Origin of the sequence: Roseovarius pelagicus (genome assembly GCF_025639885.1) — a bacterium.
In the GTDB taxonomy this organism is placed as follows: Bacteria; Pseudomonadota; Alphaproteobacteria; order Rhodobacterales; family Rhodobacteraceae; genus Roseovarius; species Roseovarius pelagicus.
Genome location: NZ_CP106738.1, coordinates 193305 through 219662, shown reverse-complemented (window position 1 = coordinate 219662; position 26358 = coordinate 193305). Strand labels below are relative to the sequence as shown.

The 26358-nt window shown below is 57.9% G+C and carries 23 protein-coding genes and 2 tRNA genes; 18 read left to right on the top strand and 7 right to left on the bottom strand.

Going from position 1 to position 26358, the window contains the following annotated elements:
* Positions 1 to 56 precede the first annotated feature (56 nt).
* Both N7U68_RS02140 and N7U68_RS02135 read left to right on the top strand, forming a co-directional pair.
* Positions 57 to 968 (top strand): MBL fold metallo-hydrolase, encoded by a 912-nt coding sequence (locus N7U68_RS02140; RefSeq protein WP_263048084.1) that lies wholly within the window; start codon positions 57 to 59, stop codon positions 966 to 968.
* 71 nt (positions 969 to 1039) lie between these two features.
* Positions 1040 to 1114: transfer RNA gene (locus tag N7U68_RS02135), tRNA-Asn, on the top strand.
* A 133-nt stretch (positions 1115 to 1247) separates the two neighbouring features.
* Here the strand turns inward: N7U68_RS02135 and N7U68_RS02130 are convergent.
* Together N7U68_RS02130 and N7U68_RS02125 are read right to left on the bottom strand one after the other, a co-directional pair.
* Positions 1248 to 2081: a hypothetical protein gene (locus N7U68_RS02130; protein WP_263048083.1), complete on the bottom strand. Its 834-nt coding sequence runs from the start codon at positions 2079 to 2081 to the stop codon at positions 1248 to 1250.
* Between the two features lie 129 nt (positions 2082 to 2210).
* Positions 2211 to 3101, bottom strand: a complete 891-nt coding sequence (locus N7U68_RS02125; RefSeq protein WP_263048082.1) for a hypothetical protein — start codon at positions 3099 to 3101, stop codon at positions 2211 to 2213.
* A 51-nt stretch (positions 3102 to 3152) separates the two neighbouring features.
* Between N7U68_RS02125 and istA the strand changes: the two genes are divergently transcribed.
* The 8 genes from istA (at position 3153) to N7U68_RS02085 (ending at position 11314) form a co-directional block, all read left to right on the top strand.
* Positions 3153 to 4682, top strand: a complete 1530-nt coding sequence (istA, locus tag N7U68_RS02120) for an IS21 family transposase (protein ID WP_263046779.1) — start codon at positions 3153 to 3155, stop codon at positions 4680 to 4682.
* On the top strand, positions 4672 to 5463 hold the full coding sequence (gene istB / locus N7U68_RS02115; protein WP_263046774.1) for an IS21-like element helper ATPase IstB: 792 nt from the start codon (positions 4672 to 4674) through the stop codon (positions 5461 to 5463). Before istA ends, istB begins: the two co-directional genes overlap by 11 nt.
* A gap of 134 nt (positions 5464 to 5597) precedes the next feature.
* Positions 5598 to 5671 (top strand) — tRNA-Gly (locus N7U68_RS02110).
* 369 nt (positions 5672 to 6040) lie between these two features.
* A complete protein-coding gene (locus N7U68_RS02105) occupies positions 6041 to 6499 on the top strand; it encodes a (2Fe-2S)-binding protein (protein WP_263048081.1) in 459 nt (152 codons plus the stop codon).
* A 4-nt stretch (positions 6500 to 6503) separates the two neighbouring features.
* Positions 6504 to 8747, top strand: a complete 2244-nt coding sequence (locus tag N7U68_RS02100) for a xanthine dehydrogenase family protein molybdopterin-binding subunit (RefSeq protein WP_263048080.1) — start codon at positions 6504 to 6506, stop codon at positions 8745 to 8747.
* On the top strand, positions 8747 to 9337 hold the full coding sequence (locus tag N7U68_RS02095) for a hypothetical protein (protein ID WP_263048079.1): 591 nt from the start codon (positions 8747 to 8749) through the stop codon (positions 9335 to 9337). Before N7U68_RS02100 ends, N7U68_RS02095 begins: the two co-directional genes overlap by 1 nt.
* 105 nt (positions 9338 to 9442) lie before the next feature.
* A complete protein-coding gene (locus N7U68_RS02090) occupies positions 9443 to 10501 on the top strand; it encodes an AbrB family transcriptional regulator (protein ID WP_263048078.1) in 1059 nt (352 codons plus the stop codon).
* Between the two features lie 57 nt (positions 10502 to 10558).
* Complete coding sequence (locus N7U68_RS02085; RefSeq protein WP_263048077.1) at positions 10559 to 11314, top strand: SDR family NAD(P)-dependent oxidoreductase; 756 nt, start codon at positions 10559 to 10561, stop codon at positions 11312 to 11314.
* 26 nt (positions 11315 to 11340) lie between these two features.
* Here N7U68_RS02085 and N7U68_RS02080 read toward each other — a convergent pair whose 3' ends face one another.
* Positions 11341 to 12312 carry a DUF808 domain-containing protein gene (locus N7U68_RS02080; protein ID WP_263048076.1) on the bottom strand — a complete coding sequence of 324 codons (972 nt, stop codon included), beginning with the start codon at positions 12310 to 12312 and terminating at the stop codon, positions 11341 to 11343.
* 203 nt (positions 12313 to 12515) lie between these two features.
* On the opposite strand from N7U68_RS02080, the gene gap reads away from it, so the two are divergent.
* Together gap and N7U68_RS02070 are read left to right on the top strand one after the other, a co-directional pair.
* Positions 12516 to 13517, top strand: coding sequence for a type I glyceraldehyde-3-phosphate dehydrogenase (gap, locus tag N7U68_RS02075; protein WP_165192388.1), 1002 nt, complete (start codon positions 12516 to 12518; stop codon positions 13515 to 13517).
* A gap of 78 nt (positions 13518 to 13595) precedes the next feature.
* Positions 13596 to 13739: a hypothetical protein gene (locus N7U68_RS02070; protein ID WP_165192389.1), complete on the top strand. Its 144-nt coding sequence runs from the start codon at positions 13596 to 13598 to the stop codon at positions 13737 to 13739.
* Positions 13740 to 13759: 20 nt separating this feature from the next.
* Here the strand turns inward: N7U68_RS02070 and coaD are convergent, their stop codons facing one another.
* The 3 genes from coaD to N7U68_RS02055 all read right to left on the bottom strand — a co-directional run bounded on the left by coaD (position 13760) and on the right by N7U68_RS02055 (position 15842).
* The gene (gene coaD / locus N7U68_RS02065; RefSeq protein WP_165192390.1) at positions 13760 to 14251 is read right to left on the bottom strand and encodes a pantetheine-phosphate adenylyltransferase; all 492 of its coding nucleotides are present in this window, start codon (positions 14249 to 14251) and stop codon (positions 13760 to 13762) included.
* Between the two features lie 96 nt (positions 14252 to 14347).
* Positions 14348 to 14782, bottom strand: coding sequence for a CBS domain-containing protein (locus N7U68_RS02060; protein ID WP_165192391.1), 435 nt, complete (start codon positions 14780 to 14782; stop codon positions 14348 to 14350).
* A 163-nt stretch (positions 14783 to 14945) separates the two neighbouring features.
* Positions 14946 to 15842, bottom strand: coding sequence for a LysR family transcriptional regulator (locus N7U68_RS02055; protein WP_165192392.1), 897 nt, complete (start codon positions 15840 to 15842; stop codon positions 14946 to 14948).
* 104 nt (positions 15843 to 15946) lie between these two features.
* On the opposite strand from N7U68_RS02055, the gene N7U68_RS02050 reads away from it, so the two are divergent.
* From N7U68_RS02050 to mmsB, 6 genes are all read left to right on the top strand, one after another.
* Positions 15947 to 17446 (top strand): CoA-acylating methylmalonate-semialdehyde dehydrogenase, encoded by a 1500-nt coding sequence (locus N7U68_RS02050; protein ID WP_263048075.1) that lies wholly within the window; start codon positions 15947 to 15949, stop codon positions 17444 to 17446.
* A gap of 87 nt (positions 17447 to 17533) precedes the next feature.
* Positions 17534 to 18592, top strand: coding sequence for an NAD(P)H-dependent flavin oxidoreductase (locus tag N7U68_RS02045; protein ID WP_263048074.1), 1059 nt, complete (start codon positions 17534 to 17536; stop codon positions 18590 to 18592).
* 58 nt (positions 18593 to 18650) lie between these two features.
* Positions 18651 to 19784: a carboxylate-amine ligase gene (locus N7U68_RS02040; RefSeq protein WP_263048073.1), complete on the top strand. Its 1134-nt coding sequence runs from the start codon at positions 18651 to 18653 to the stop codon at positions 19782 to 19784.
* A 92-nt stretch (positions 19785 to 19876) separates the two neighbouring features.
* Positions 19877 to 21019: an acyl-CoA dehydrogenase family protein gene (locus tag N7U68_RS02035; RefSeq protein ID WP_263048072.1), complete on the top strand. Its 1143-nt coding sequence runs from the start codon at positions 19877 to 19879 to the stop codon at positions 21017 to 21019.
* Positions 21020 to 21037: 18 nt separating this feature from the next.
* Entirely contained in the window at positions 21038 to 22090 is a 1053-nt protein-coding gene (locus N7U68_RS02030; RefSeq protein WP_263048071.1) for an enoyl-CoA hydratase/isomerase family protein, read from the top strand.
* A 3-nt stretch (positions 22091 to 22093) separates the two neighbouring features.
* Positions 22094 to 22966: a 3-hydroxyisobutyrate dehydrogenase gene (mmsB, locus tag N7U68_RS02025; protein WP_165192398.1), complete on the top strand. Its 873-nt coding sequence runs from the start codon at positions 22094 to 22096 to the stop codon at positions 22964 to 22966.
* 348 nt (positions 22967 to 23314) lie between these two features.
* Here the strand turns inward: mmsB and uvrA are convergent, their stop codons facing one another.
* A complete protein-coding gene (gene uvrA / locus N7U68_RS02020) occupies positions 23315 to 26200 on the bottom strand; it encodes an excinuclease ABC subunit UvrA (protein ID WP_263048070.1) in 2886 nt (961 codons plus the stop codon).
* Positions 26201 to 26358 lie beyond the last annotated feature (158 nt).

The window sequence follows — 26358 nt, the reverse complement described above, 5'->3', positions numbered from 1 at the left end:
GCCATCCGGCGCAACCCGTATTCCCGCCACGACGCGCCCCGAGGAGCCTTTTGCCAATGTCAGCAGACGCCGTATTCAACCCTACTCCGGGGAAGCCGGAACTGATTGCACCGCACCTGCGGCGTATTCTGGCACCGAACCCGTCACCTATGACCTGGCGCGGCACCAACACCTATATGTTGGGAAATAGCGATATAGCTGTGATTGATCCGGGCCCTCAGGACCCTGCACATCTGGAAGCCATTCTAAGCGCCCTCGACACAGGTCAGCGGATCACCCACATCCTCGTCACCCATGCGCATCTCGACCATTCTCCACTGGCGGAACATCTGAGCGCGCGCACCGATGCGCCTGTCTACGCCTATGGCGATGCCCGGGCCGGCCGCAGTGCCATGATGACGGCGCTTGCTAAATCCGGTGAGATAGCAGGTGGCGAAGGCGTGGATCGCCGATTTTCGCCCGATATCACCCTGAAGGACAACGATTTTATAGAGGGGCCCGATTGGCGGTTAGAGGGACTATGGACGCCCGGTCATTTCGGCAATCACATGTCGTTTAGGTCAGATGACACCATCTTTACCGGCGACCTGGTGATGGGGTGGGCCAGCTCTCTGGTCTCGCCACCGGATGGTGATGTGACCGATTTCATGGCCTCCTGCCACCGCCTACGCAACCTCGGCGCAGCACGCCTTATGCCCGGGCACGGCGCCCCGATAGAGGACCCGCACGCACGTCTGAGCTGGCTGATTGAGCATCGACGCGCACGCGAAACGGCCATTGTGGAACATCTGCACGCTGGCCCGGCCAATGCACGGCAAATTGCCGATGCCATATATACCGACACGCCCGCGGGCCTGATGCCTGCTGCCACACGCAATGTGTTAGCACATCTCATTGATCTCTACGGAAAAAACATCGTTTCGCATAAACCTCCCCTCGCCGCCGGAACTATTTTCACTCTCAACTGAGATATGCAGAAAAAATTGTCACAAACCCTCTGGACGCGGTAAATCGAGGTTGCTATACGGCACCTCGGTATTCCGGCGTAGCTCAGCGGTAGAGCAGTTGACTGTTAATCAATTGGTCGTAGGTTCGATCCCTACCGCCGGAGCCAATGAATTGAATGGGTTAGGCAGAAATGTCTAACCCATTTTTATTGCCGAAAGTTGATTGGGACGCGGATAGGGCGCAATAAGATGGGTACTATCGGGAGCATTTGGGACCAAGAAACCACTTTGGCTCACACTTTAGTTTGATAGCATAATGTCGAGAGCAAAGTTCGCTAAATCTCTTTCGTCTTTTGAACGGCAACGACGCAGGCCATAAAGAACGCGGGACTTCTCAACCGTGAGCGCACCAAATGGGCAGCTCATCTTCCGGCGGCGATCCCATTCAGTGATCAAGTAGCCTCGGTCGTGCTCTTGCAGGCGATTAGCCCGCTCTCGCAGATCAACCGGCATCATACGAAAAATGTCTCGCTCCGCATCACTCAAAGCTGACCATGTCTGCAGAGAGCTAGCACTAAACTGTCGCGTTGGATCGGGTTCATACCACCACCAAAACACCATCGCCGAGAGGCCGATACAGAAGACTGACAAAGTGATAGAACGGCCCTCAACTAAGGCTGTTGATCTGGGCGCTGCAATATCATTGTTTCGGAATGCATCACGGAGGCTCCGCTCTTGTTCGAGATCAGTCAGACCGGCATTTCCTTTGAAGCGAGACTTCGAGACAGCAGTCTTATTTTCATCGGCATCCTGGAAATTTTGATCGGCGATCCCTTCAATTGCCTGCATGTGGAGACCATAAGCCATCGCAGCTATAATCAGGCCAACCACTATTCCAGCGCTCGTTCCGCCGAAGTAATTCGCTATAGTGAAACCAAAGTAGCCCCAAGCAATAGTTGCAAGCGGAGGGATAGCCTTGCTAGCATGTTCAGTGCAGAGAAGTAGAAGGGAAACAAAGAAAGTCAGACCACCCCATACCCAACTGCTGTTGAATACTCCGACGAACACTGAAATCATAGTAAACTCGATAAAAACTAAGGCTAAAGCACCCTCGTTCTGCTTGGCCTGCGTCACGCCAGACCGAACTTCCCTTGTGATCATTTGAACACCTACCCATTAGCTGGCTCGTTGCATGTAATGGGCGATGATCTTGGCCATTGTGTGCCTAGTTTGTGTTTGTTTTTGCCGATTCAGCCTATCCGCTTAAAGCGCAATGATAATATCATCTACTTCGTGCGGCTCATAGGCAACTGCCCAAGACCAACTGCCGAACCGTTTTTCCTCATTGACCGCCGCAACCCATTCTTCGAGGGCAGCGTGCTTCGCATCATTCTGGGGAGATTTTTGACCCTTGATTTCAAGAACCAAGAGGCAGCTGTTCGAAGCCTCAACTATAAAGTCCGGTACATAGCGACGCTTCGAGCCGTTCCACAGGTAGTAGATTTCAAACCCAAGATGGTCGTTCTTGACGTATGATCTAACCTTGTCTGATTTCTCCAAGACGTTTGCGGCGTAACCTTCCCAACCAGCATCACCCACGACATGGCTGATGTGCGACTTGGTGGCCACTATCGTCGGCTTGGTGGTGTACCATGTGCGCATGTCGCCCGTTCGACCGATAGGCTCATCCTCGTCGAAAATCGGCTCAAGCGCAGTACGATTTTCTTGTCGCAAGTATTGGCTCACATGTTGAACAATCAGGTCGATGTTAAGGCCGATGAGTATGCGCTTGCGAAGAGGTTCTTGGTGAAACAGCGAGGGGATTTCTAGCGTATCTGAGCCAATGAAAGTCTCCACGTGTTTGATGAGCTGCTTAAGCAACAGCTCTTCTCGGCCAATGAAGCTTCCCGCCATTCCCGCAAAGCACTTTCGTGTAGCGAGGAACGTCAGCCGCTGAAGTCGGAACCCTTCCGGCATCTTTTCCAGATCGATTGGCACAGTCTGGCTCATGTCTGAAGCGCCCGTCATCGCGGGTGCAATCTCCGCCGAAATCACAGTGGATGCTGGGTCGAGTTGTAACGCAGGCAATATGTGTTGATTGTCACTGAGAACTGACCCGGTAGCCCCATAAATTGTCACTGAGAACTGACCCATGTGAACACACTTCCCCGACGGTTTTGGTTGGGGGGATTTGGAGTGATCGACATGGGATTTTTGAGTGTCATTCGACGCTGGGCATTGCGTGACAAAATGCCAATCAGGGAGATTGCCCGGCGGACGGGTTTGTCTCGGAACACGATCAAGAAGTATCTGCGTGAAGGTGCGGTGGAGCCGAGGTTCAAGACGCCCAAGCGTCCAAGCAAGCTGGACCCCTACGCGGATCGGCTGTCAGCCTGGCTTTTAATCCAGACGCGGAAGTCACGCAAAGAGCGGCGGACAGTGAAGCAAATGCATGCTGATCTGGTGAAGCTGGGATATAATGGTTCCTATGAACGCGTGGCAGCTTTCGCCCGGGCATGGCGTGAAGATCGGCATCGAGCGGAACAGACGACGGGGCGCGGCACCTATGTGCCTTTGGTGTTCGCGCCCGGCGAAGCCTTCCAATTCGATTGGAGCGAGGACAGGGCCAACATCGGTGGTGAGCGCGTCAAACTTCAGGTCGCGCATATCAAACTGTCACACAGCCGGGCTTTCTTGGTGCGGGCCTACCCGCTGCAAACGCACGAGATGCTGTTTGACGCCCACTGGCATGCATTCCGCGTCTTCGGCGGCGTGCCTGGTCGCGGGATCTATGACAATATGAAGACCGCCGTTGATCGTGTGGGCAAAGGCAAGCAGCGGGACGTCAATGCACGCTTCAAGGCTATGGCCAGCCACTACGTGTTTGAGCCCGAGTTCTGCAATCCAGCCGCAGGTTGGGAGAAAGGCCAGGTTGAGAAGAACGTGCAGGATGCGCGCAACCGCATGTGGCAGGTCATGCCAGTCTTTGCCGATCAGGCAGAGCTGAACCAATGGCTTGAAGATCGCTGTATCGCCCTTTGGGCAGAGACACCGCACAAGGCTTTGCCGGGGTCCATCGCTGACGTGTGGGAGGCCGAGAAGCCCACGCTGATGGCACTGCCGCCGGCATTCGATGGCTTTATCGAACATAGTAAGCGTGTGTCACCCACATGCCTGATCACGTTCGAACGCAATCGCTACAGCGTTCCCGCCAGCTTTGCGAACCGACGTGTCAGTTTGCATGTCTATCCCGAACGGCTGGTCATGGTCGCTGAAGGGCAAACGGTTTGCGAGCATGCGCGGATCATCGAGCGGTCTCATCGCAAGCCCGGCAAGGTCATCTATGACTGGCGTCACTATCTCGCTGTCATCCAACGCAAACCAGGTGCCTTACGCAATGGTGCGCCGTTCACGGAGATGCCGGATGCCTTCCGGCAACTTCAGGATCACATGCTGCGTAAAGAAGGCGGTGACCGAGAGATGGTCGACATTCTGTCTCTGGTCCTTCAGCACAACGAAGATGACGTTTTGTGCGCAGTGGAGCTGGCACTTGAAGCGGGCGTCCCCACCAAGACGCACATCCTGAACCTGTTGCATCGATTGATCGACCGCAGACCGACAGATCACCCCGAGGTCGATCCGCCGGACGCACTGGCATTGCAGTCAACGCCAGAGGCCAACGTCGATCGCTATGACGGGTTGCGACAGACTAAGGAGAAGCGCCATGCGTCATGACCCAGCAGGAGCTTCTATCGTGATCATGCTACGCAGTCTCAAGCTGTACGGCATGGCAAATGCGATTGAAGACTTGGTCGCCCAGGGCGCGCCAGCGTTCGAAGCTGCCACACCAATGCTGTCACAGCTGCTCAAGGCCGAGATCGCCGAGCGCGAGGTACGGTCTATCGCCTACCACACGAAGGTCGCCCGCTTCCCCGCATATAAAGACCTCACCGGCTTTGACTTTGCGTCCAGTGAGATCAACGAGGCAACAGTCCGACAGTTGCATCGGTGCGAGTTCATTGAAGCGACTGAAAATGTCGTGCTGATCGGCGGCCCCGGAACCGGCAAAAGCCATACTGCTACAGCAATTGGTGTGCAGGCGATTGAGCATCACAGGCGAAAGGTCCGCTTCTTCTCGACCGTGGAATTGGTTAATGCACTGGAGCAAGAGAAAGCGCTTGGAAAGGCTGGGAAACTGGCTGAGATGCTGACCAAGGTCGATTTGGTTATCTTAGACGAGCTTGGCTACCTGCCGTTCAGTTCATCTGGTGGGGCATTGCTCTTCCACCTACTCAGTAAGCTCTATGAGCGCACCAGTGTGATCATCACCACCAACCTTAGCTTCTCAGAATGGGCGCAGGTCTTCGGGGATGCAAAGATGACCACCGCTCTCTTGGATCGGCTTACCCACCGCTGCCACATCCTCGAAACCGGAAACGACAGCTACCGCTTCAAGGTCAGTTCTGAGGCAGCAAAGAAAACTGCAAAGGAGGCCAAAACATTGACCGCATCATAGACCACGACGCATAACTGAGGGTGGGTCAAATCTCGGTGAAAATACCGGGTCAGTTCTCAGTGACAATCAACACACGGGCGGACCAAGTTTCAGACTTGCCTTCTGCGCTCACGATAGATAATCCAATCAACGTTGCGGGTGTAGCTCAATGGTAGAGCATTTGCTTCCCAAGCAAGTGACGAGGGTTCGATTCCCTTCACCCGCTCCAATCCAGCGATCCTTTGCTGACTGAAAATCACCCGCGACAGGTGTCATCCGACGCTGGTGAAGGTGGGTTCGCATATCTTCCGACAGCACGACACACGCATCCGGGGCGTATTCAAAGGGCGTTCAGCGGTGAAATCACGCAAGACAGATAAAACGGGGCCATAGTTGAAATGAGATCACGACCGCTGCCTCAGGGACTGTGGCATCACCGGGGTAGATAACATGCTGGCATCAGTGGAACTCTGCGCGGGACTGGCGGAAAGTCTTCTTCCACAAAGCATTCCGTGAGGTCACTCTCGTCAGAGGGGCATTTTCCACCTCATCGTATCGAGCTATCATCCAGACACACTCGCAACCCGAGGAGATCCGCGTGCAACTGATTGTCAACGGCACCCCGCATGATGTGGATGCAGAACCGGACATGCCCCTGCTGTGGGTTCTACGCGATGTACTGGGGATGACGGGCACAAAATACGGTTGCGGGATCGCGCAATGTGGCGCCTGTACGGTGCACGAAGACGGGATTGCAGTGCGCTCTTGTCAATTACTGCTCGGCGATGTGCAGGGTGAAATCACGACGATCGAAGGGCTGGGCACTCCTGCCGCGTTACATGCCGTGCAGGCGGCATGGCACCAGCATCAGGTGGCCCAATGCGGGTATTGTCAATCCGGTCAAATCATGGCCGCGGCATCATTTCTTGTGGACACACCCGACCCCACCGACGCCCAGATCGACGCCGCGATGAGCGCCAATCTATGCCGCTGCGGAACCTATCCACGTATCCGTGCCGCGGTGAAATCCGCCGCCACGGCGCTGCGCGGGGCATAGCGAAATGAGCAAAGCCGGAAAAATCGCACGTCGCACGTTTCTAGTCGGATCAGCGGCCGTCGCTGGCGGTGTCGCCTTCGGTATTTATCAATACCGCAGAGCCGTGGATAATCCCTTGCTGGATGGGTTACCCGAAGACAGCGCCGCGCTCACGCCCTATGTGCGTATCGACGCGGACGGCATCACCCTGATCACCCCACGCGCCGACAAGGGCCAAGGTGCCTATCACGTTCAGGCGGCACTGATAGCCGAAGAACTTGACGTGGCACTAGACCAGATCACCGTCGACCCCGGGCCACCCAGCCCGGCCTACTGGAATACCGCTCTGTCCGAAGAGGCCGCAGCCTTTGCGATGCCCGGAGACGGCCTACTGAACAGTACCGTTCACGGTACGATCGACGCAGTGATGAAATTCATGGGTATGCAGATCACAGGTGGGTCAACCACCGTGCCTGATGGCTTTGTGAAACTGCGCGCAGCAGGCGCATCGGCGCGCGAAACGCTGAAACGAGCCGCTGCAATGCAGAGCGGTGCTGACCTGACCCGATTGCGCACGAAAGATGGCGCCGTCATCCTGCCAGACGGTCGCGCCCTACCCTACACATCCCTCGCCGCAACCGCCGCTACACTGGAGGTGGCGCAAGATGTACCATTACGCCCCGCATCCGAATGGCGGCTGATCGGCAAGCCGATGCACCGGCTGGACATGATGGCCAAATGCACCGGCACACTAAGCTACGGCATCGACCTGACGGTGCTCGATATGCTGCACGCCACTGTTCTGCTTGGCCCGGCACCCGGCAGCCAGCTTAGGTCTTATGACGCTGATACGGCTCTTGCCGCGCCCGGCATCCTAGCGGTCGTTCCAGTGACCGGGGGGCTTGGTATTGTGGCCAAGACCACGTGGCATGCGTTCCGTGCGGCAGACCTGATCAAGGCCGAGTGGGCGCCCGCGCCCTTTCCTTCCGAAATGGAGGCGCACTGGCAGGCGCTCGCCAACAGTTTCACCAATGACCACCGCGACAGTCGCCCGCGCGATGACGGGGATGTAGCGGATGCATTTCAGGGCACGGGTACCATCTCGGCCGAATACCACGCCCCTTATCTGGCTCATGCGCCCCTAGAACCGCTTAGCGCTATCGTGCTGGTGAACAACGGTCAGGTCGAGGTCTGGACCGGCACACAAATCCCACGCTTTGTCCAATCCAACGTGGCCAAGATTGCGAAGGTAAAGTCCGCTGCCGTCACCGTCCATGCCGCCTATATCGGCGGCAGCTTTGGCCATCGGTTAGAGGATACCGTTGTACGACAAGCGACAGAGATCGCCATGCAGATGCCCGGCACCCCGATCAAGCTGACCTACAGCCGTGAAACCGATATGCGCCACGACTACATGCGCCAGCCCGCAATGGCCCGGATGCGCGGTGCGCACGAAAACGGTCAGGTGACGGCGTTTGACCTTTCAATCGCCATGCCATCGGTCATTGCGTCGCAGATGGGACGGCAGAGCGTTGCGCCACCCGGCCCCGACAGCCAGATCGTCGCTGGAGCATGGGATCAGCCCTTTGCCATCCCCCACCACCGTGTCACCGGACACCGTGCGCCTGAATTGGCGCCGATCAGTTCATGGCGATCTGTCGGGGCTTCAACCGGCGGGTTCTTCTACAACCTTGGACTGGATGAGATAATCCATGCTGCGGGGGCCGATCCGCTGCACGAGCGACTGCGTCTTTGTAGCGATCCTTTGGCCCGAGCTGCACTAGAATCCGTCGCCAAAATGTCAAACTGGTCCGGCCCACATCCGGGCACAGGCATTGGGCGTGGCGTGGCACTCACCCACTCTTTTGGTGTGCCTTGCGCAGAAATCGTCGAAGTACGTCAGACAGATCGTGGTTTGCGCATTACCGAGGCTTGGGTCGCTGCCGAGGTAGGCACAGTGATCGATCCGGTCAATTTCGAAAACCTCGTCGCGGGCGGCGTCATCTGGGGGCTGGGCCACGCCATGAACTGCCAGATCACCTATCAGGGCGGCACGGCAACACAAACCAACTACCACGACTTTGAGGGAATGCGCCTGCATCAGTGCCCCCGGATCACTGTTCGAGGTTTGGAGAACGGTGAACAAGTGCGCGGCATCGGAGAGCCACCCGTGCCGCCCGCCGCACCAGCACTGGCAGGCGCAATTTTTGCCGCCACAGGGGTGCGCATACGCGAGATGCCATTCAACAAATTTGTGGATTTCGCGTAATGTTCAAAGTGCTCCGTCTGGTCTTGCTCTTTGCTATTCTTGCCCCTTTGCCCGTAAGCATGGCAGCACAAGACACCGTCAACCGTGCCGACGGCCTTGCGGCATGGGAGCGGGTTTACGAAGTCACATCACATCCGCGCTGCGCCAACTGCCATGTCGGGCCATCGGATCGGCCCATGTGGTCTGGCTCCAGTTATGGGAAGGTACGCCCCCATGGCATGAACATTCAGGCAGGCGACAGCCGCATCGGGGCAGAAACCATCCCCTGCCAAACCTGCCACACGGTGTCGGACCGGGGCAACCCGGCCCCGCACGCAGCTCCGCGCGTCGATACTGCGTGGATGCTGGCCCCTCCCGAGGCGCACTGGTTCGGGCAGCCTTCAGAGGTTATCTGTAACCAGTTACGCGACCCCGAGCGCAACGGAGGACGCACGCCTGAGGAACTGGCCGAACATCTGGGCCATGACATCATCCTGCATTGGGCATGGTCACCCGGCGGCACCCGCGAAGCAGCCCCCTATTCACTGGCAGAGCATATTTCCGACCTCGAAGTTTGGGACGCAGCCGGGACACCCTGCCCCGACGATTGAAACACTCTGCTATAGCGTAAACGCATCAGCGCGAGTTTTGGAACGGCATCCCCTTGTCAGGCCTCGGCTTTTGCCATTGCCAACTGGGGCAGCCGGTGCTTCAACATGCTCATGCCACATCTGCGGACCACGACACTTCTGATCTTTTGCTCTGCAATCGCCGGAACGCTTGCCACACGTACCGCGATGCCATTGCCTTTTTTGCTGGGTCCGATGGTGGCCTCGGGAATGGTCGCAACACTGCTGCCACATAAACTGCCAGACGGTTATCAGTTTCCCCAGCGATTCCGCCTCGTGTTCATGGCCATTATCGGTCTGATGATTGGTGCGCAGGTGACACCCGCACTCTTTGACAAGGCTGGCGACTTGGCCATCAGCTTCCTTGCTTTGATAGTTTTTGTCGCGACAGCTATGATGTTCAACTACCTGATGTTTCGGCGCTTGGGCGGATATGATCGCGCGACGGCCTTCTACGCTGGCGCGCCCGGTGGGCTGTACGAGAGTATCGCGCTGGGCGAGGCAGCCGGCGCAGATATGCCACGCCTGATGTTGCAACAGTTTCTGCGCGTTATCCTTGTTGTTACCATATTGCCGATCGGGCTATCATTCTATCTTGGAGCGCCCGTCGGCAGTGCCGCAGGTCTTAGCCTGTCCCATGGTCCAGTGCCGTGGCATGCGCTTCCTTGGCTAGCCGCAGCAGGCGCTCTGGGTATCTGGATAGCACGGGTGATGCGCCTGCCCGCCGGGCAGATTACCGGACCATTGGCCGTCGCTGCGATCCTTTCGCTCAGCGGGTTGGGGCATCTCGACGTACCGCAATGGCTGGTGAATTTTGCGCAGATCGTGATCGGCACGGCCCTCGGGCTGCGCTTCACAGGGCTAAGCCGCGCTTTGATCCTTCATGGCGCCACACTGGCCATTGTTTCCGTTGGGGGGATGCTACTGCTGGCGGCAGCAATGGCATTGCTGTTGCAGCCTGTCCTGGGCGAACCTTTCGACGTGCTGTTGATTACCTTTGCCCCCGGTGGTGTCACAGAGATGGCTCTGGTCGCCCTCAGCCTTCAAGCCAATCCGGCCTTTGTCACGCTTCATCACATCTTGCGCATCATTATCACTGTGATCGGAATGATTGCCACCGTCCGTTTCATCCGTCCCGCCCTTTGACAGCGGAGCAGGATCACGTTATCTGAACACTTGTTCATTTCCTCGAAGGGAGTCGCCATGCAAATCCAGAATGCCGCCGCGATCATCACTGGCGGGGCCTCGGGCCTCGGTGAAGCCACCGCACGACATTTTCGCAATGTGGGAGCAGACGTAACGATCCTCGATCGCGATACTGAACGTGGCACAGCACTGGCTGCCGAAATCGGTGCGCATTTTTCTGAAACCGACGTCACAAACGAGGCGTCCGTCAGCGCCGCGATCGCGCAGGCAAAACAGGCGATGGGCCGGATTACAGCCGCAATCAACTGCGCCGGCATCGCCCCGGCGGAAAAAACTCTGGGTAGGAACGGCCCGCATTCTCTGGACGGGTTTCAACGCGTTATCGACATCAATCTGGTCGGCAGCTTCAACGTTGCACGCCTAGCCGCCGCAGAAATCGCGCAGAACGCACCCGAGGTCGATGGCGCGCGTGGGGTGATCATCAACACCGCTTCGGTTGCCGCCTTTGACGGACAGAAGGGCCAAGCCGCCTATGCTGCGTCCAAAGGGGGCATCTATGGCCTCAGCCTGCCGATGGCGCGTGATCTGGCTCGGGAAGGGATCCGCGTCATGGCCATTGCGCCGGGAATTTTCCTGACCCCCATGCTGCAAGGGCTTCCGCAAGAGGTACAGGACAGTCTGGCACAGGATGTGACCTGCCCCAAACGTCTGGGTGATCCATCCGAGTACGCACGTCTTGCGGCGTTCATCATCGAATGCGGTTATCTCAACGGCGAGGTGATCCGGTTGGACGGCGCTCTGCGTATGCAATGATGCGCGCTCCGGTTCGGGTGGCTTGATCACACAACGGGATTAAGCCGCCGAAGCGCCTTCCAAATGGGCGCGATCAGCTTTGTACCCACCGGAATCAGGACGAACCCCAGCGCCAGCCCCAGCATTCCGTCCATACCGGCAACCAGAAACCACTCTGTCGTAGCCGCAAATGATCCGGCGCCATGCGCGGCAACCTCTGCCCAGTGATGGATCATGTCATAGGGTTCCGCTCGCCCCATCTCTTTCAGCCCGTGCAGAATGATACTTCCGCCAACCCAGAGCATTGCGGCAGTGCCGACAATCATCAGCAGCTTCAGAACCTTGGGCATTGCACGAACAATCCCTTGTCCCGCTGCGCGTGTTAGCCTCAGTCGCCCGCGCGCCGCCATTAACAGACCCAAGTCATCGGCTTTGACAATCAGCGCTACAGCCCCATAAACCGCGACCGTTATCATAACCGCAACCAAAGCCAGCGTCGCCGCCTCCATCCAGAAGCCGCTGGCCGGGATCGCCGCGAGTGCGATTGTCATAATCTCGGCTGACAGGATAAAATCGGTCTTAATTGCACCCGCCACCTTTTCTTCTTCCAGATGCGCCGGATCTACATCCGCGTGACTGCCATCGGGTCCGCCCTCTGCGTGGCCAAACCCCAGAACATGCGCCACTTTCTCGGCCCCCTCAAAGCACAGATACGCCCCGCCCAGCATCAACAGCGGTGAGATCGCCCAAGGGGCGAACGCGCTCAGCGCCAGACCCGCAGGCAGCAGGAACACCAGTTTGTTGGTTAGGGAACCGCGCGCGATCCGCCAGATGATCGGCAATTCGCGGCGCGCCTCGAAACCCTGAACATATTTCGGGGTGACAGCGGCATCGTCGATCACGGCGCCTGCCGCCTTGGCGCCAGCCTTGGCCGCCTGCCCTACCACATCATCAACCGATGCGGCGGCGATCTTGGCAATGCCAGCCACGTCATCCAGCAGCGCCAATAGTCCGCTCATCTCATCTCTCCTTCACGTTACCTGCGGAATACAGGATAAACGCGCCTACCTGCAACGCACCCGTTAGCGCAACCAGCTGTCCCCGACGGCGATTTGCCGCCTCCGTTATCGCTATCACCCTGAGATCAAGCGTTTTTCGCCTTTCGGTGCGAGGTTAGCAGGACTATATGCCGAACAACATCAGCCGCCAGAGAGGAATTTACATGACCGTCAAAGTTGGCATCAACGGGTTTGGACGCATCGGGCGCGCCACCCTCGCGCATATTGCCCAATCCAGCCGCGATGATATCGAAGTGGTCAAGGTCAACGCCACCGGCCCACTGGAAACCGCTGCCCACCTGATTAAATACGACAGCGTGCACGGTCGCTTTGCCAATGAAATCACGCTTGGCGACGGTACGATGGATCTTGGGCGTGGCCCGATGCAGATGTTCTCGACTTACGACCTGGACGAATTGGACTGGGACGGCGTCGACGTCCTGCTGGAATGCACCGGCAAATTCAACGACGGTGAAAAAGCGAGCAAGCATCTGGAACGCGGCGCGGGTAAGGTCCTGTTGTCCGCACCGGGCAAGAACGTGGACCGGACCGTGGTCATGGGCGTCAACCACGAAGACCTGAAGCCGGGCGAGCGGATGATCTCGAACGGGTCCTGCACCACCAACTGCCTTGCTCCGCTAGCCAAAGTGCTGCACGAAGGCATCGGCATCGAGAGCGGTATCATGACCACGATCCACGCTTATACCGGCGATCAGCCGACGTTGGATCGTCGCCACAAGGACCTCTACCGAGCGCGTGCAGCGGCAATGTCGATGATCCCCACCTCGACTGGTGCAGCCAAAGCACTGGGCGAAGTACTGCCAGCCCTCAAAGGCAAGCTGGATGGCTCCGCCATCCGCGTACCGACGCCGAACGTATCCGCTGTGGACCTGACGTTCATCGCGTCCCGCGACGTGACAGAGGCCGAGGTGAACGCCGTCGTCGAAACGGCAGCCAATGGAGCGATGAAAGGCATTCTGGCCTATGATCCCGAGCCAAAGGTCAGCATCGACTTCAACCACACCGAAGAAAGCAGCATCTTCGCTCCGGCCCAGACCAAAGTGACTGGCGGTCGTCTGGTCCGTGTTCTGGCATGGTACGACAACGAATGGGGTTTTTCAGTGCGTATGGCCGATCTGGCTGCGCTGATGGGGCGTCTGGGGTAAACTGACCTTGGCAATCTTGCGCGATGCGGCCCTGTCAGGCATACCCGACAGGGTCGCAATCGTTTCAGGGTAGAGTAAATGACCAACAAGATCGCCATTGGCCTCGGCCTGATGATCGCATTTGCGCTAATCCTTGATTACGCGCTACAGGATTGGGAAGGGTCGATATTTGTGGCGCAAAAACTGGCTGACCTGATCGAATGGATGGCATTCTGGCGCTGATCCGCCGAGATCGGAACGCGTTAGCTGTACTTCTCCAACAACGCCGCATTCACTGGCCCCGTGACGAATTTGCGAACATCGCCCCCCAAGCGCGCGATTTCCTTGACCAGCTTCGATGCAATCGCCTGATGGTTCGCATCCGCCATCAAAAACACAGTCTCGACCGAGGCATCCAACGCACGGTTCATACCAACCATCTGAAATTCGTATTCGAAATCAGCCACCGCACGCAGTCCGCGCACGATCACTTGTGCGCTGACATCGCGGGCGCAATCGATCAGCAGATTGTCAAAGGGATGCACGACAATTTCGGTCCCAGTGCTTTCTGCCAGCGCAGCCGATTCCGCCTCGACCATCGCCACCCGCTCTTCGAGCGAGAACAACGGCCCCTTGCCGTCGTTGATGGCGACCCCGATCACCAGACGATCCACCAACAGGCACGCCCGTCGGATAATGTCGATATGCCCCAAGGTGATCGGGTCAAAGGTGCCGGGGTAGAGGCCAATGCGCATGAGATTCGTCGCCTATAGAATGGTCACGGTTGTTTCACAGGCAGAAGGCCGAAACATCCCCGTCATTGCAAGTGCAATATGATCGCGACCGCGCGATCAGTGCCCCATGATCATGCCTTGCAGGGCGTCCTTTTCCATCGACAATTCTGTGAGCCGGGCCGAGACCACGTCGCCAATGGTGACGATGCCCACCAGCTTGCCATTCTCGACCACCGGCATGTGGCGAAAACGTCCATCCGTCATCCGCGCCAAAACCACATCTGAACTGTCTTGCTTGGCCGCACAGACCGGGTTGCGCGTCATCATCTCGTCGATCTTTTCTGCCAGACAGCTTGCTCCACGGACCGCGAGCGACCGAACGATGTCACGTTCTGACAGGATGCCTTCGACTGTTTCACCATCGCGCGACACGACCAGACCGCCGATGCGTCGCTCCGCAAGGATACGGGCCGCATCCGAAACCAGCGTGCCGGGTTTGATCGTCACCACGGGTGTATCGCCCTTGGCCTTCAGGATTTGTTGCACCAGCATTTCGTTTCCCTCGCGGTTTAATACGCTATCAGATTCAGCGTCCCCGATCCGGCGAAACCTGTCAAGCTATCCTGCCTGATGCGATACAAAATGCGCTGACCGGACCTGCACACCATGAACAACACTCTTTCTGAAGAAATCACACGCGGAATGGTACCCGTGATCAGGTTTGCCCTTCCAACCGTGCGACCTCTTTGCGGATACCCGTCGCCAGCGCCTCCGCAAAACGGTTCATCCGTTCCAACCGTCGGTCTTCGGCATGGCGCACCAGATAGAAGCTGCGTGTCAGGCTGATCTCATCGGTCAGCACTTTCTGCAGACCACGGCTGAACGGGATTGCAAAGTCATGCATGAACCCGATCCCTGCCGCCTGCCGGATCCAGTTAAACTGAACCGATACAGAGTTGCTGGCCAAATGCACCTTATCCAACCCTGCCTCGCCCAGATAATCCAGTTCCTTGTCGAAAATCATATCTTGGATGTAGCCCACGAACCTATGATGGCGCAGGTCATCGCGGGTGCGGATCGGGGCGGCGCTCTTGAGGTAATTGCGCGAGGCTGTGAGGTGTAACTTGTAGTCGGTAATCTTTTGCACGCTCAGTCGCCCTGCTGTCGGCGCACTCACCGCGATTGCCATATCTGCCTCGCGTTTTGACAGGTTGATGACGCGCGGCAATGCCACGATCTGCACCTCCAAATCGGGGTTCTGCTCGACAATCCCGGCGCAAACCTGCGGCAGCAGAAAGTTGGCCGACCCGTCCGGCGCGCCCAGCCTGATCTGCCCGCTCAGTTGTCGTCCCCGCTCGCCGACATCCTCAAAAGCCATCAGCATTTCCTGCTCGGCGCGCGTCGCATGGCTCATCAGGCGCTGGCCTTCGTTGGTTAGGGCGTAACCTTGTGGCGATTTTGCAAACAGCGCCACCTTCAGCGATTCCTCAAGGCGTGCGATCCGTCGACCTACCGTGGCCGGGTCGACCTTCAGAACCCGCCCTGCCCCCGACAGGCTTTCGTTTCTGGCGACCGCCAGAAATACCTTCATATCATCCCATTGCGAGTCCATGCCCTACCCCCTTTTGCAATTATGCAAACCCTCTTTGGGAGATTGCCCCTTTTATGAGGAAATTTGCAAGAGTAGGTTACGCGCAAACTTGATCGGAGGATTCCATGAAAGAACTGACGCATTACATCAACGGCGCCCATGTCAAAGGGACTTCGGGCCGCTTCTCGGATGTCTATAACCCAGCCACTGGCGACGTGCAGGCGAAATGCCCGCTGGCCAACGCAGACGAGATGCAAAAGGCCGTGGACGCAGCACAGGCAGCGCAGCCCAAATGGGCCGCGACCAATCCGCAGCGCCGCGCACGGGTATTGATGAAGTTCGTCGACCTGCTGAACCGCGACATGGACAAGCTGGCCGAAGCCCTCAGCGCAGAACATGGCAAGACCTTTCCCGACGCCAAGGGCGACGTGCAACGCGGGTTGGAAGTGGTCGAATACTGCATCGGGGCGCCCCAACTGTTGAAGGGTGAATTCACCGACAGCGCCGGTCCGGGTATCGACATGTATTCGATGCGCCAGCCACTGGGCGTTACCGCTGGCATCACTCCCTTTAACTTCCCTGCGATGATCCCGATGTGGATGTTTGCCCCCGCCATCGCCTGCGGCAACGCGTTCATCCTGAAACCATCCGAGCGCGACCCTTCTGTGCCCCTGATGCTGGCTGAGCTGATGGAGGAAGCAGGTCTGCCCAAAGGTATCCTTCAGGTGGTGAACGGTGACAAAGAAGCAGTTGACGCGATCCTTTACCATGATGTCATCCAGTCGATCGGTTTTGTCGGATCGACCCCCATCGCTGAATACATCTACGGCACCGGCTGCGCACAAGGCAAACGCGTACAGTGCTTTGGTGGCGCCAAGAACCACATGATCATCATGCCGGACGCGGATATGGATCAGGCGGCTGACGCGCTGATCGGCGCAGGCTACGGTGCGGCTGGCGAGCGTTGCATGGCAATCTCGGTCGCCGTGCCCGTGGGCGATGAAACCGCAGACAAGCTGATCGAGAAGCTGGTGCCACGCATCGAGGCGCTCAAGGTCGGGCCATACACCTCGGGCGATGACGTCGATTACGGCCCGGTCGTGACCGCCGCCGCCAAAGCCAATATCGAGCGTCTGGTGCAGACCGGTATCGACCAAGGCGCTGAACTGGTTGTCGATGGCCGTGGCTTCAGCCTGCAAGGCTACGAGGATGGGTTTTTCGTCGGCCCACACCTCTTTGACCGCGTCACACCCGATATGGATATCTACAAGCACGAGATTTTCGGCCCCGTCCTCAGCACTGTCCGCGCTGGTAGTTACGAGGAAGCGATCAAGCTGGCCATGGATCACGAGATGGGCAACGGCACTGCGATCTACACACGCGATGGTGATGCAGCGCGAGACTTTGCTAACCGGGTCAATGTCGGCATGATCGGCATCAACGTTCCGATCCCCGTGCCGCTAGCCTATCACACTTTTGGCGGCTGGAAAAAATCGGTCTTTGGTGACCTTAACCAGCACGGTCCGGACGCATTCAAGTTCTACACAAGAACCAAAACCGTCACCGCGCGCTGGCCCAGCGGCATCAAGGAAGGCGGCGAGTTCAACTTCAAAGCGATGGATTGATCGATTTGAGAACGCAATAAATATCAGAGGTCGCGGGTCATCCCCGCGGCCTCTTTTCGTTTCGCCATTCACCTTAGGAGCCGTGACATGTGGCCTGACAATCGCCTGATTGACCTGCTGGACATTGAACACCCGATCATTCTGGCCCCTATGGCCGGCACGACGACCCCTGCCCTTGCGGCGGCCGTATCGAACGCTGGCGGGCTGGGGTCGCATGGTTGCGCGACTATGCCACTGGACACGCTTCGCGCACATATCCGCGAAATCGCGGCGCAAACCAACCGTGGCGTGAACCTGAATTTCTTCTGCCACGTCGCGCCGGAAATGACACAAGAACATCACAATCAGTTGCTTGATGTACTGGCCCCATACTACGCCGCCGCAGGCGTCTCAGCGCCAGATACCATGCCTCAGGCACCCTATACTCCGTTCGGCCCGGAACATCTGGCCATCCTGTTAGAACACCCTCCAGCAGTGGCTAGTTTTCACTTTGGCCTGCCAGAGGCCGATGCGATTGCCTCGTTGAAAGCCGCCGGAACCCGTATCCTGTCATCAGCCACAACCGTGGCCGAGGCCAAGTGGCTGGCCGCCCGCAATGTCGATGCGATCATCGCCCAAGGCTGGGAGGCCGGCGGCCATCGCGGCGTGTTTCTGGATGTTGAAAATGACGCGCAGATCGGGTTGCTGGCGCTGGTGCCACAGATCGCCTCAGCGGTGGACGTGCCGGTAATCGCCGCAGGTGGCATCGCGGATGGGCGCGGCATTGCCGCCGCCTTCGCGCTTGGCGCATCTGGTGTTCAGATCGGCACTGGCTTTCTGACGTCAGATGAAAGCGCTCCGAAGGCACACCATTTTGAGAGTACCGACGGCGGAAGTGATGACAGCACTCGTATCAGCTGCTCCGTTTCAGGGCGACCGGCCCGCGCGCATCGCACCGCATGGCTGAATGCTATGGCACAGGTTGCAGCCGCTCCTTTCCCGCTGATGTATCACTATACGCGTCCATTACTGGCCGCAGATAGCGCCACGCATCACTTCTCTCTCTACGGGCAATCTGCCGCGTTGGCACCGTCCGGCCCGGCGGCCAATCGGCTGGCCTGGTTTGTAGAGGAAGCCCAACGCGCCTTCGAGCGCATCAGTCGCTGACGCGCTTGCCTGACTGTATTGCAATATGCTCTGATAATGGTCATGGAGGACGACCAACATGGCCCTGACTGAACCTGCCTTTTCCATCGGCATCGAAGAAGAATATCTATTGGTGGATCGCGATAGTCTCGCACTTGCCGAAGCGCCAAAAACGATGATGGAAGCCTGCTCTGCCGAGTTACAGGATCAGGTCAGTCCGGAATTTCTAAATTGCCAGATCGAAATCGGCACCAAGGTCTGCCGAGATGTGCACGAAGCGCGCGAAGACCTCAAACGCTTGCGCAGTTGCGTCAGCCGTGAGGCGGCCAAATTCAACCTCGCCCCCATCGCCGCATCCTGTCATCCGTTTTCCGACTGGCGCGAACAGAAACACACCGACAAAGATCGCTATAACGCACTCTCCAGCGATTTGGCGGGCGTGGTTCAGCGCATGCTGATCTGTGGTATGCATGTCCATGTAGGCATTGAGAACCCCGACCGGCGTATCGACCTGATGAACCAGATGAGTTACTTTCTGCCGCATCTTCTGGCGCTCAGCTGTTCGTCACCCTTCTGGCAAGGGCACGACACCGGGTTGGACAGCTATCGGCTGACGATTTTCGACAACCTCCCGCGTACCGGCCTGCCACCGCGCATGGACAGCTTTGGTGAATTTGAACGCTCGGTACAGGTGCTCATCGATATCGGCGTGATCGAGGACAGCTCCAAGATATGGTGGGATCTGCGACCCTCGTCGAAATTTCCAACGATTGAATCGCGCATCTGCGACGTCCAGCCCCGACTGGAGGACACGCTATGCCTTGCGGCGCTGACACAGGCCTGCGCTCGTATGCTGTGGCGGTTGGCCACACGCAACCAACGCTGGCGCATCTATGATTCATTCCTGATCTCTGAGAACCGCTGGCGCGCGCAGCGATATGGGGTGCGCGAGGGCCTGATCGATCTTGGCCTCGGAGAAGTTGTCCCGATGGCAACGCTGATGGATGAACTCATGGAACTGACCGGCGAAGATCTGGCCTATTTCAACTCGCTCGACGAAGTAGCGCGCGCGCCCAAGATTGCGCAAAATGGCACCAGTGCCGACCGCCAGCGCCGCGTATACACAGAAAAAATGGATGCCGAGGACGACAAGGATGCAGCCCTGCGCGCCGTGGTCCAGCATCTCATCGACGAATTCCACGTCGATTTGTAACAGACGCTGATAGCGATATCCGCCTTGCAATATTTCTGTGAGGTTTGATAATTAAACATACGTTCAATTCCATGATCCGGGGGGACACAGTGATGGATTTCGCACTCAGCGAGGAACAAACGGCCATATTCGACATGGCTTATGCATTTGGCCAAGACAACATCGCACCCCACGCCCGCAAATGGGAGGCCGACGGCACCATCCCAAAGGAACTTTGGCCGCAGATCGCCGAACTTGGTTTCGGAGGACTTTACGTCTCCGAGGAGACAGGCGGTTCCGGCCTGACACGGCTGGATGCGACACTGGTGTTCGAAGCGCTGAGTATGGCCTGCCCGTCCGTCGCGGCCTTCCTGTCGATTCACAATATGTGCGCCAAGATGATCGACACGTTTGCCAGCGAAGATATGAAAGCGCGGGTGATGCCCGACGTTCTGAGCATGCAAACCGTGCTGAGTTATTGCCTGACAGAGCCCGGTTCGGGCAGTGACGCTGCGGCACTCAAAACCCGCGCAGAACGGACCAATGAGGGTTACAGCCTGAACGGCACCAAGGCGTTTATCTCTGGTGGCGGATATTCCGACGCTTACGTGGTCATGGTGCGCACCGGCGAGGATGGCCCCAAAGGCATCTCGACCGTCCTTGTCGAGACCGGGACAGAGGGACTGTCATATGGCGGATTAGAAGACAAAATGGGTTGGCGCAGCCAGCCAACTCGGCAGGTACAATTCGATAATTGCTACATTCCGACGGAAAATTTGGTGGGCGAGGAAGGAAAAGGGTTTAAATATGCGATGGCCGGCCTCGATGGTGGTCGTCTGAACATTTCGGCCTGCTCGCTTGGTGCCGCGCAAACAGCAATGCATCTGACGCAATCTTACATGTCCGAGCGCAAAGCCTTTGGAAAATCCATCGACCAGTTTCAGGCATTGCAATTCCGCCTAGCCGAGATGGAGATCGAACTCTCCGCTGCGCGGGTCTTCTTGCGTCAGGCCGCGTGGAAACTGGACCAGAACATGCCTGACGCCAGCAAACATTGCGCGATGGCCAAAAAATTCGTCACCGAGGCCGGCAGCCGCATCGTCAACCAGTGCCTGCAACTGCACGGCGGCTACGGTTACCTCGCCGATTATGGCATTGAAAAACTCGTGCGCGACCTACGTGTGCATGAGATCCTCGAAGGCACGAACGAAATCATGCGTGTCATCGTGGCCCGGCACATGCTGAACGAACGCTAAACGACGGAACCGACCAAAATGCCTGATATTCATATCCGCGCTGAAGGCTGCGCCGGACGCATCACACTGGACCGACCCGAGGCGTTGAACGCCCTGACCTACGACATGTGTCTAGCCATCGAGGACGCGTTGGATGTCTGGGCTAATGACGACAATGTTCGGTTGATCCTGATTGACGCGGTCGGAGACAAGGCATTCTGTGCCGGCGGTGATATTCAGGAACTGTATGAGCGCGGCAAGGCCGGAGACTACGCATATGGACAAACGTTCTGGGCGGATGAGTACCGGCTGAACGCCAAAATCTTTGAGTACTCAAAGCCGATCGTGTCATTCCTTCAGGGTTTCACCATGGGCGGCGGTGTCGGTATCGGTTGCCACGGGACACACCGCATTGTCGATCATAAATCTTCCATCTCGATGCCTGAATGCAGCATCGGATTGGTCCCCGACGTGGGCGGATCGATGATGCTTGCATTGGCACCCGGGCGTATCGGCGAATATCTGGGGCTTACCACTGCGCGGATGCGGGGCGCGGATGCTGTCTATGCCGGTTTTGCAGATATGTTGATCCCAGCCAGCAAATGGGATTCTCTCAAATCGGCGCTCATCGCTAAGGGTGACGTTGAAATTCTTACACAAAATACAGATGCACGACCCGCGACAAACTTGCCTGCCTTGCAAAAGGCAGTGGACCGGCACTTTGCTGGCGAAACGCTTGGCGATATCTTGCGTTCGTTGCGGACTGCTGATCCGGCTGACGCAGAGTTTGCTGCCGACACGCTCAAGGCGCTCGGTCGCAGTTCTCCATTATCGATGGCCTGCACTGTCGAGATGATGCACCGCCTGCGCGGTGACGCACTAACCATTCGCAAGGCCCTCGATCTGGAGTATCGCTTTACGTATCGTGCGTTGGAACACGGCGATTTCGTGGAAGGCATTCGCGCCGCGATCATCGACAAGGACCGCAACCCGAACTGGCAACACGATCTGGATTCGCTGCCCGCCGTCGCGGTCAGCAATATGCTCTTGCCGCTCGGTCCAAACAAACTCTCTTTTGAAAAGAAAGGCTAAGCCATGAAAATCGGATTTATCGGACTGGGCAACATGGGCGCGCCGATGGCGGCAAATCTGGCAAAGGCCGGGCATGAGGTCAGCGGCTTTGATGTGGCCGGCGCCACGGCAGAAGGCGCCAGCGTGGCCAGCAGCGCCGCGGCGGCGGCGACCGATGCGGACGTCGTCATCACCATGCTGCCCAACGGAGACATCCTGCGGGCGGTCGCCGCTGAAATCATCCCTGCGATGAGCAAGGGCGCGGTTTTCCTCGATTGCTCTACCGTCGACGTTGAAAGCGCCCGTGCGGTTGCCGCCGATGCGCGCACCGCGGGACTTTCTGCGCTTGATGCGCCCGTGTCGGGCGGCATTGGCGGTGCCAGTGGCGGTACGCTCACCTTCATGGTCGGCGGCGATGATGCGGGTCTGGCCAAGGCACAGCCCCTATTCGATATCATGGGCCAGAAATCAGTGCATTGCGGCCCGTCGGGCAATGGTCAGGCCGCCAAGATCTGTAACAACATGATCCTCGGCGTCACTATGATCGCCACATGCGAGGCTTTTGCACTGGCGGACAAGTTGGGGCTGGATCGGCAGGCAATGTTTGACGTGGTCAGCACTTCATCGGGCTATAGCTGGTCGATGAACGCCTATTGCCCCGCTCCGGGTATCGGCCCGCAGAGCCCGGCCGACAACGACTACAAGCCCGGATTTGCGGCGGAATTGATGCTGAAGGATCTGGGGCTTGCCCAAAGCGCCGCCGAAAGTGCCGACGCTGACACGCCAATGGGCGCTGCGGCGCTCGCCCTCTATCGCCAGTTTGTCGAGGATGAGAATGGGCGCGGCCGCGATTTCAGCGCAATGCTGCCCCGGTTCGAGACGCGCGGACGCGGCTAAGCGTCAGGGAGTCAACCGCACATCGCGGCTTGTCGCGAGCTTTCCGCAATACTGCGACCGACCGCGAAAATCTTGTGTCATCAGGTAGGTGCACCCTTCTCGTCCCAGTCTCGCGCTTTTTCCACGGCAAGCGCGCGGCGTGGTCCGCGACGTCCGAAAGCCCTTCGGCGCGGGCTTCGGCCTGAGCCGCGTCCATCATCTGCCGCGCCGCATGTTCCCCAAAGGCCCCCCTTCTGTCCGTCGCGCCATTCGGGACATCAGGTTCCCCGGTCAGGTCGCGCACACGACACCATGTGTTGTTCTGGCGGGTTCCAAGATCGCCCCCGGCCGGGGGCGTCCCGGCTCGACTCATTCCGCCGCGACCTTGTTTTTCGGCACAAGCATCGGTTTAAGATAGCGCCCCGTGTGGCTGCGCACCTCGTCAGTGATCTTTTCCGGGGTGCCTACGGCAACGATCTCTCCTCCGCCATCTCCGCCTTCGGGGCCGATGTCGATGATCCAGTCAGCGGTCTTGATCACATCAAGGTTATGCTCGATCACGATCACCGTGTTACCGCCCTCGACCAACTCATGCAGCACCTCGAGCAGCTTCTTTACATCTTCGAAATGCAGCCCCGTCGTGGGCTCATCCAGAATATAGAGCGTACGTCCGGTCGACCGTTTCGCGAGCTCCTTGCTCAGTTTCACGCGTTGCGCTTCGCCACCTGACAGCGTCGTGGCCTGCTGACCCACCTTAATATAGCCAAGGCCGACACGTACCAGCGCGTCCATCTTCTCGCGGATACTCGGCACCGCCTGAAAAAAGGTCTGCGCGTCCTCGACCGTCATATCAAGAACATCGGCTATGCTCTTGCCTTTAAACTTTATTTCCAAAGTTTCGCGATTATACCGCGCGCCTTGGCACGTCTCGCAGGTGACATAGACATCTGGGAGAAAATGCATCTCAATCTTGATTAGCCCATCTCCCTGACACGCTTCGCAACGCCCGCCCTTGACGTTGAAACTGAACCGACCCGGCTTGTAGCCGCGCGCCTTAGATTCGGGCAATCCCGCGAACCAATCGCGGATCGGTGTGAACGCGCCGGTATAGGTCGCGGGGTTCGAACGAGGTGTGCGGCCGATCGGACGCTGATCAATGTCGATCACCTTGTCCAGATGCTCCAGCCCCTTGATTGTCTCACAGGGGGCTGGTGTCTGACGCGCACCGTTCAGCCGCATCGAGGCAGTTTTGAATAGCGTCTCGATGGTCAGCGTCGACTTGCCACCGCCCGACACGCCGGTAACACAGACGAATTTCCCCAGCGGGAATTCGGCTGTAACTTCTTTAAGGTTGTTGCCTGACGCTTTGACAACCTTCAATTTTTTGCCATTCCCCTTACGTCGCACTGCGGGGATCGAAATCTCTCTGGTTCCTGACAGGTATTGCCCGGTGATCGAATTCGCATCCGCAGCTACCACAGATGGCACGCCATGGCTGACGACCTGTCCGCCATGCACCCCGGCACCGGGACCAATATCAAAGACGTAGTCTGCCTCGCGGATCGCTTCTTCGTCATGCTCTACCACGATCACCGTGTTACCCTGATCGCGCAGGTTCTTGAGTGTGCCCAACAGCCTGTCATTGTCGCGCTGGTGAAGTCCGATGCTCGGCTCATCCAACACGTAGAGTACCCCGGTCAGCCCTGAACCGATCTGCGATGCCAACCGGATGCGTTGGCTTTCACCTCCGGACAACGTGCCGGCATTGCGGCTCAGCGTCAGGTATTCGAGGCCCACATTGTTCAGGAATCCAAGTCGCTCACGGATTTCCTTCAGGATCGCACGGGCGATTTCGTTCTTCTGCTTGCTTAGATGGTTCGGGACCTCTTCGACCCATGCCAGCGCCTCGCGGATGGACATCTGGACCACCTGCCCAACATGCAGCAGCTGGTTCTGCCCACCACTGGCAGAGCCGATCTTAACAGCCAAAGCCTCTTCGCGCAGACGGTAGCCCGCGCAGGCACCGCAAGGACGATTGTTCTGGTAGCGTTCAAACTCCTCGCGTACCCAATTGCTATCTGTCTCGCGATAGCGTCGCTCCATGTTCGGGATTACACCCTCGAACACACGCGTGACCTGATAAACGCGGCCGCCCTCGTCGTAGCGAAATGGGATCTCCTCATCACCCGACCCATGTAAAAACACCTGCTGCACATGAGCATCCAGATCTTTCCACCGGGTATTCTGGTCGAACTCGTAATGCTTGGCGATCGCTTCGATGGTTTGCAGAAAATACGGGCTCTTGCCCTTGCGCCACGGTGCCAACGCGCCATCGTAAATTTTCAGGTTTTGGTCCGGCACGACCAACCGCTCATCAAAGAACAACTCCATCCCCAACCCGTCGCAAACCGGGCACGCCCCGAATGGTGCGTTGAAGGAGAACAGCCGTGGCTCAATCTCGGGAATGGTAAAGCCGCTGACAGGACAGGCGAATTTCTCGGAGAACGTAATGCGCTCAGGATCAGCGTCCGTCGGTGCGGTTTCCAGAATGGCGATGCCATCGGCCAGATCCAACGCGGTGCGCAGACTATCCGCCAGCCGCGTCTCCAAACCCTCGCGCACAACGATCCGGTCCACGACCACGTCAATATCGTGGCGGAACTTCTTATCCAGCGTTGGCGGATCATCCAACTCGTAGAACGCGCCATCCACCTTGACCCGTTGAAAACCGGTCTTGCGTAGCTCCAAGAATTCCTTGCGGTACTCGCCTTTGCGATCCCGCACAATCGGCGCCAGCAGATAGGCGCGTGTGCCCTCTTCCATTCCCATGATGCGGTCGACCATGTCCTGCACCTGCTGCGCCTCGATCGGTTTGCCGGTGGCGGGGCTATAGGGTGTACCTGCGCGCGCATAGAGCAGACGCATGTAGTCGTATATCTCGGTCACAGTGCCGACGGTCGAACGGGGGTTTTTACTGGTGGTCTTTTGCTCGATGCTGATCGCGGGGCTGAGGCCACTGATGTGGTCTACGTCCGGCTTTTGCATCATGTCCAGAAACTGCCGCGCATATGCCGACAGCGATTCCACATAGCGGCGCTGCCCTTCGGCATAGATCGTATCGAACGCAAGCGAAGATTTACCCGACCCGCTTAGGCCCGTAATGACCACAAGCTGGTCGCGCGGAATATCCACGTCGATATTCTTCAGATTATGCTCGCGCGCGCCGCGCACCTCAATGTTCTTCAACTCAGCCATGTGGCCCCCCGGCAGTCAGAGTCCAACAGATAGGTGAGTGCTGTGAATCTTCCAAGGGGAAAGTGTGAACAAAGTGTGAACCTGCGCAGTCTGGTGACAATTTGCGCGCGCTGGGTATTCAGTAACTGGTCGTCGGCTAGTTACCGCAAAACGGTGTG

Bases quoted from the DNA above. Each gene is read 5' to 3' on its own strand.
- N7U68_RS02060 (WP_165192391.1), bottom strand. From the start codon at position 14,782: ATGCTGGTGCAACAAATCCTGAAGGCCAAGGGCGATACACCCGTGGTG.
- mmsB (WP_165192398.1), top strand. From the start codon at position 22,094: ATGAAAATCGGATTTATCGGACTGGGCAACATGGGCGCGCCGATGGCG.
- N7U68_RS02040 (WP_263048073.1), top strand. From the start codon at position 18,651: ATGGCCCTGACTGAACCTGCCTTTTCCATCGGCATCGAAGAAGAATAT.
- N7U68_RS02070 (WP_165192389.1), top strand. From the start codon at position 13,596: ATGACCAACAAGATCGCCATTGGCCTCGGCCTGATGATCGCATTTGCG.
- N7U68_RS02050 (WP_263048075.1), top strand. From the start codon at position 15,947: ATGAAAGAACTGACGCATTACATCAACGGCGCCCATGTCAAAGGGACT.
- coaD (WP_165192390.1), bottom strand. From the start codon at position 14,251: ATGCGCATTGGCCTCTACCCCGGCACCTTTGACCCGATCACCTTGGGG.
- N7U68_RS02095 (WP_263048079.1), top strand. From the start codon at position 8,747: ATGTTCAAAGTGCTCCGTCTGGTCTTGCTCTTTGCTATTCTTGCCCCT.
- gap (WP_165192388.1), top strand. From the start codon at position 12,516: ATGACCGTCAAAGTTGGCATCAACGGGTTTGGACGCATCGGGCGCGCC.
- N7U68_RS02035 (WP_263048072.1), top strand. From the start codon at position 19,877: ATGGATTTCGCACTCAGCGAGGAACAAACGGCCATATTCGACATGGCT.
- N7U68_RS02055 (WP_165192392.1), bottom strand. From the start codon at position 15,842: ATGGACTCGCAATGGGATGATATGAAGGTATTTCTGGCGGTCGCCAGA.
- istA (WP_263046779.1), top strand. From the start codon at position 3,153: ATGGGATTTTTGAGTGTCATTCGACGCTGGGCATTGCGTGACAAAATG.
- N7U68_RS02125 (WP_263048082.1), bottom strand. From the start codon at position 3,101: ATGGGTCAGTTCTCAGTGACAATTTATGGGGCTACCGGGTCAGTTCTC.
- N7U68_RS02030 (WP_263048071.1), top strand. From the start codon at position 21,038: ATGCCTGATATTCATATCCGCGCTGAAGGCTGCGCCGGACGCATCACA.
- N7U68_RS02100 (WP_263048080.1), top strand. From the start codon at position 6,504: ATGAGCAAAGCCGGAAAAATCGCACGTCGCACGTTTCTAGTCGGATCA.
- N7U68_RS02090 (WP_263048078.1), top strand. From the start codon at position 9,443: ATGCTCATGCCACATCTGCGGACCACGACACTTCTGATCTTTTGCTCT.
- N7U68_RS02085 (WP_263048077.1), top strand. From the start codon at position 10,559: ATGCAAATCCAGAATGCCGCCGCGATCATCACTGGCGGGGCCTCGGGC.
- N7U68_RS02045 (WP_263048074.1), top strand. From the start codon at position 17,534: ATGTGGCCTGACAATCGCCTGATTGACCTGCTGGACATTGAACACCCG.
- N7U68_RS02140 (WP_263048084.1), top strand. From the start codon at position 57: ATGTCAGCAGACGCCGTATTCAACCCTACTCCGGGGAAGCCGGAACTG.
- uvrA (WP_263048070.1), bottom strand. From the start codon at position 26,200: ATGGCTGAGTTGAAGAACATTGAGGTGCGCGGCGCGCGCGAGCATAAT.
- istB (WP_263046774.1), top strand. From the start codon at position 4,672: ATGCGTCATGACCCAGCAGGAGCTTCTATCGTGATCATGCTACGCAGT.
- N7U68_RS02080 (WP_263048076.1), bottom strand. From the start codon at position 12,312: ATGAGCGGACTATTGGCGCTGCTGGATGACGTGGCTGGCATTGCCAAG.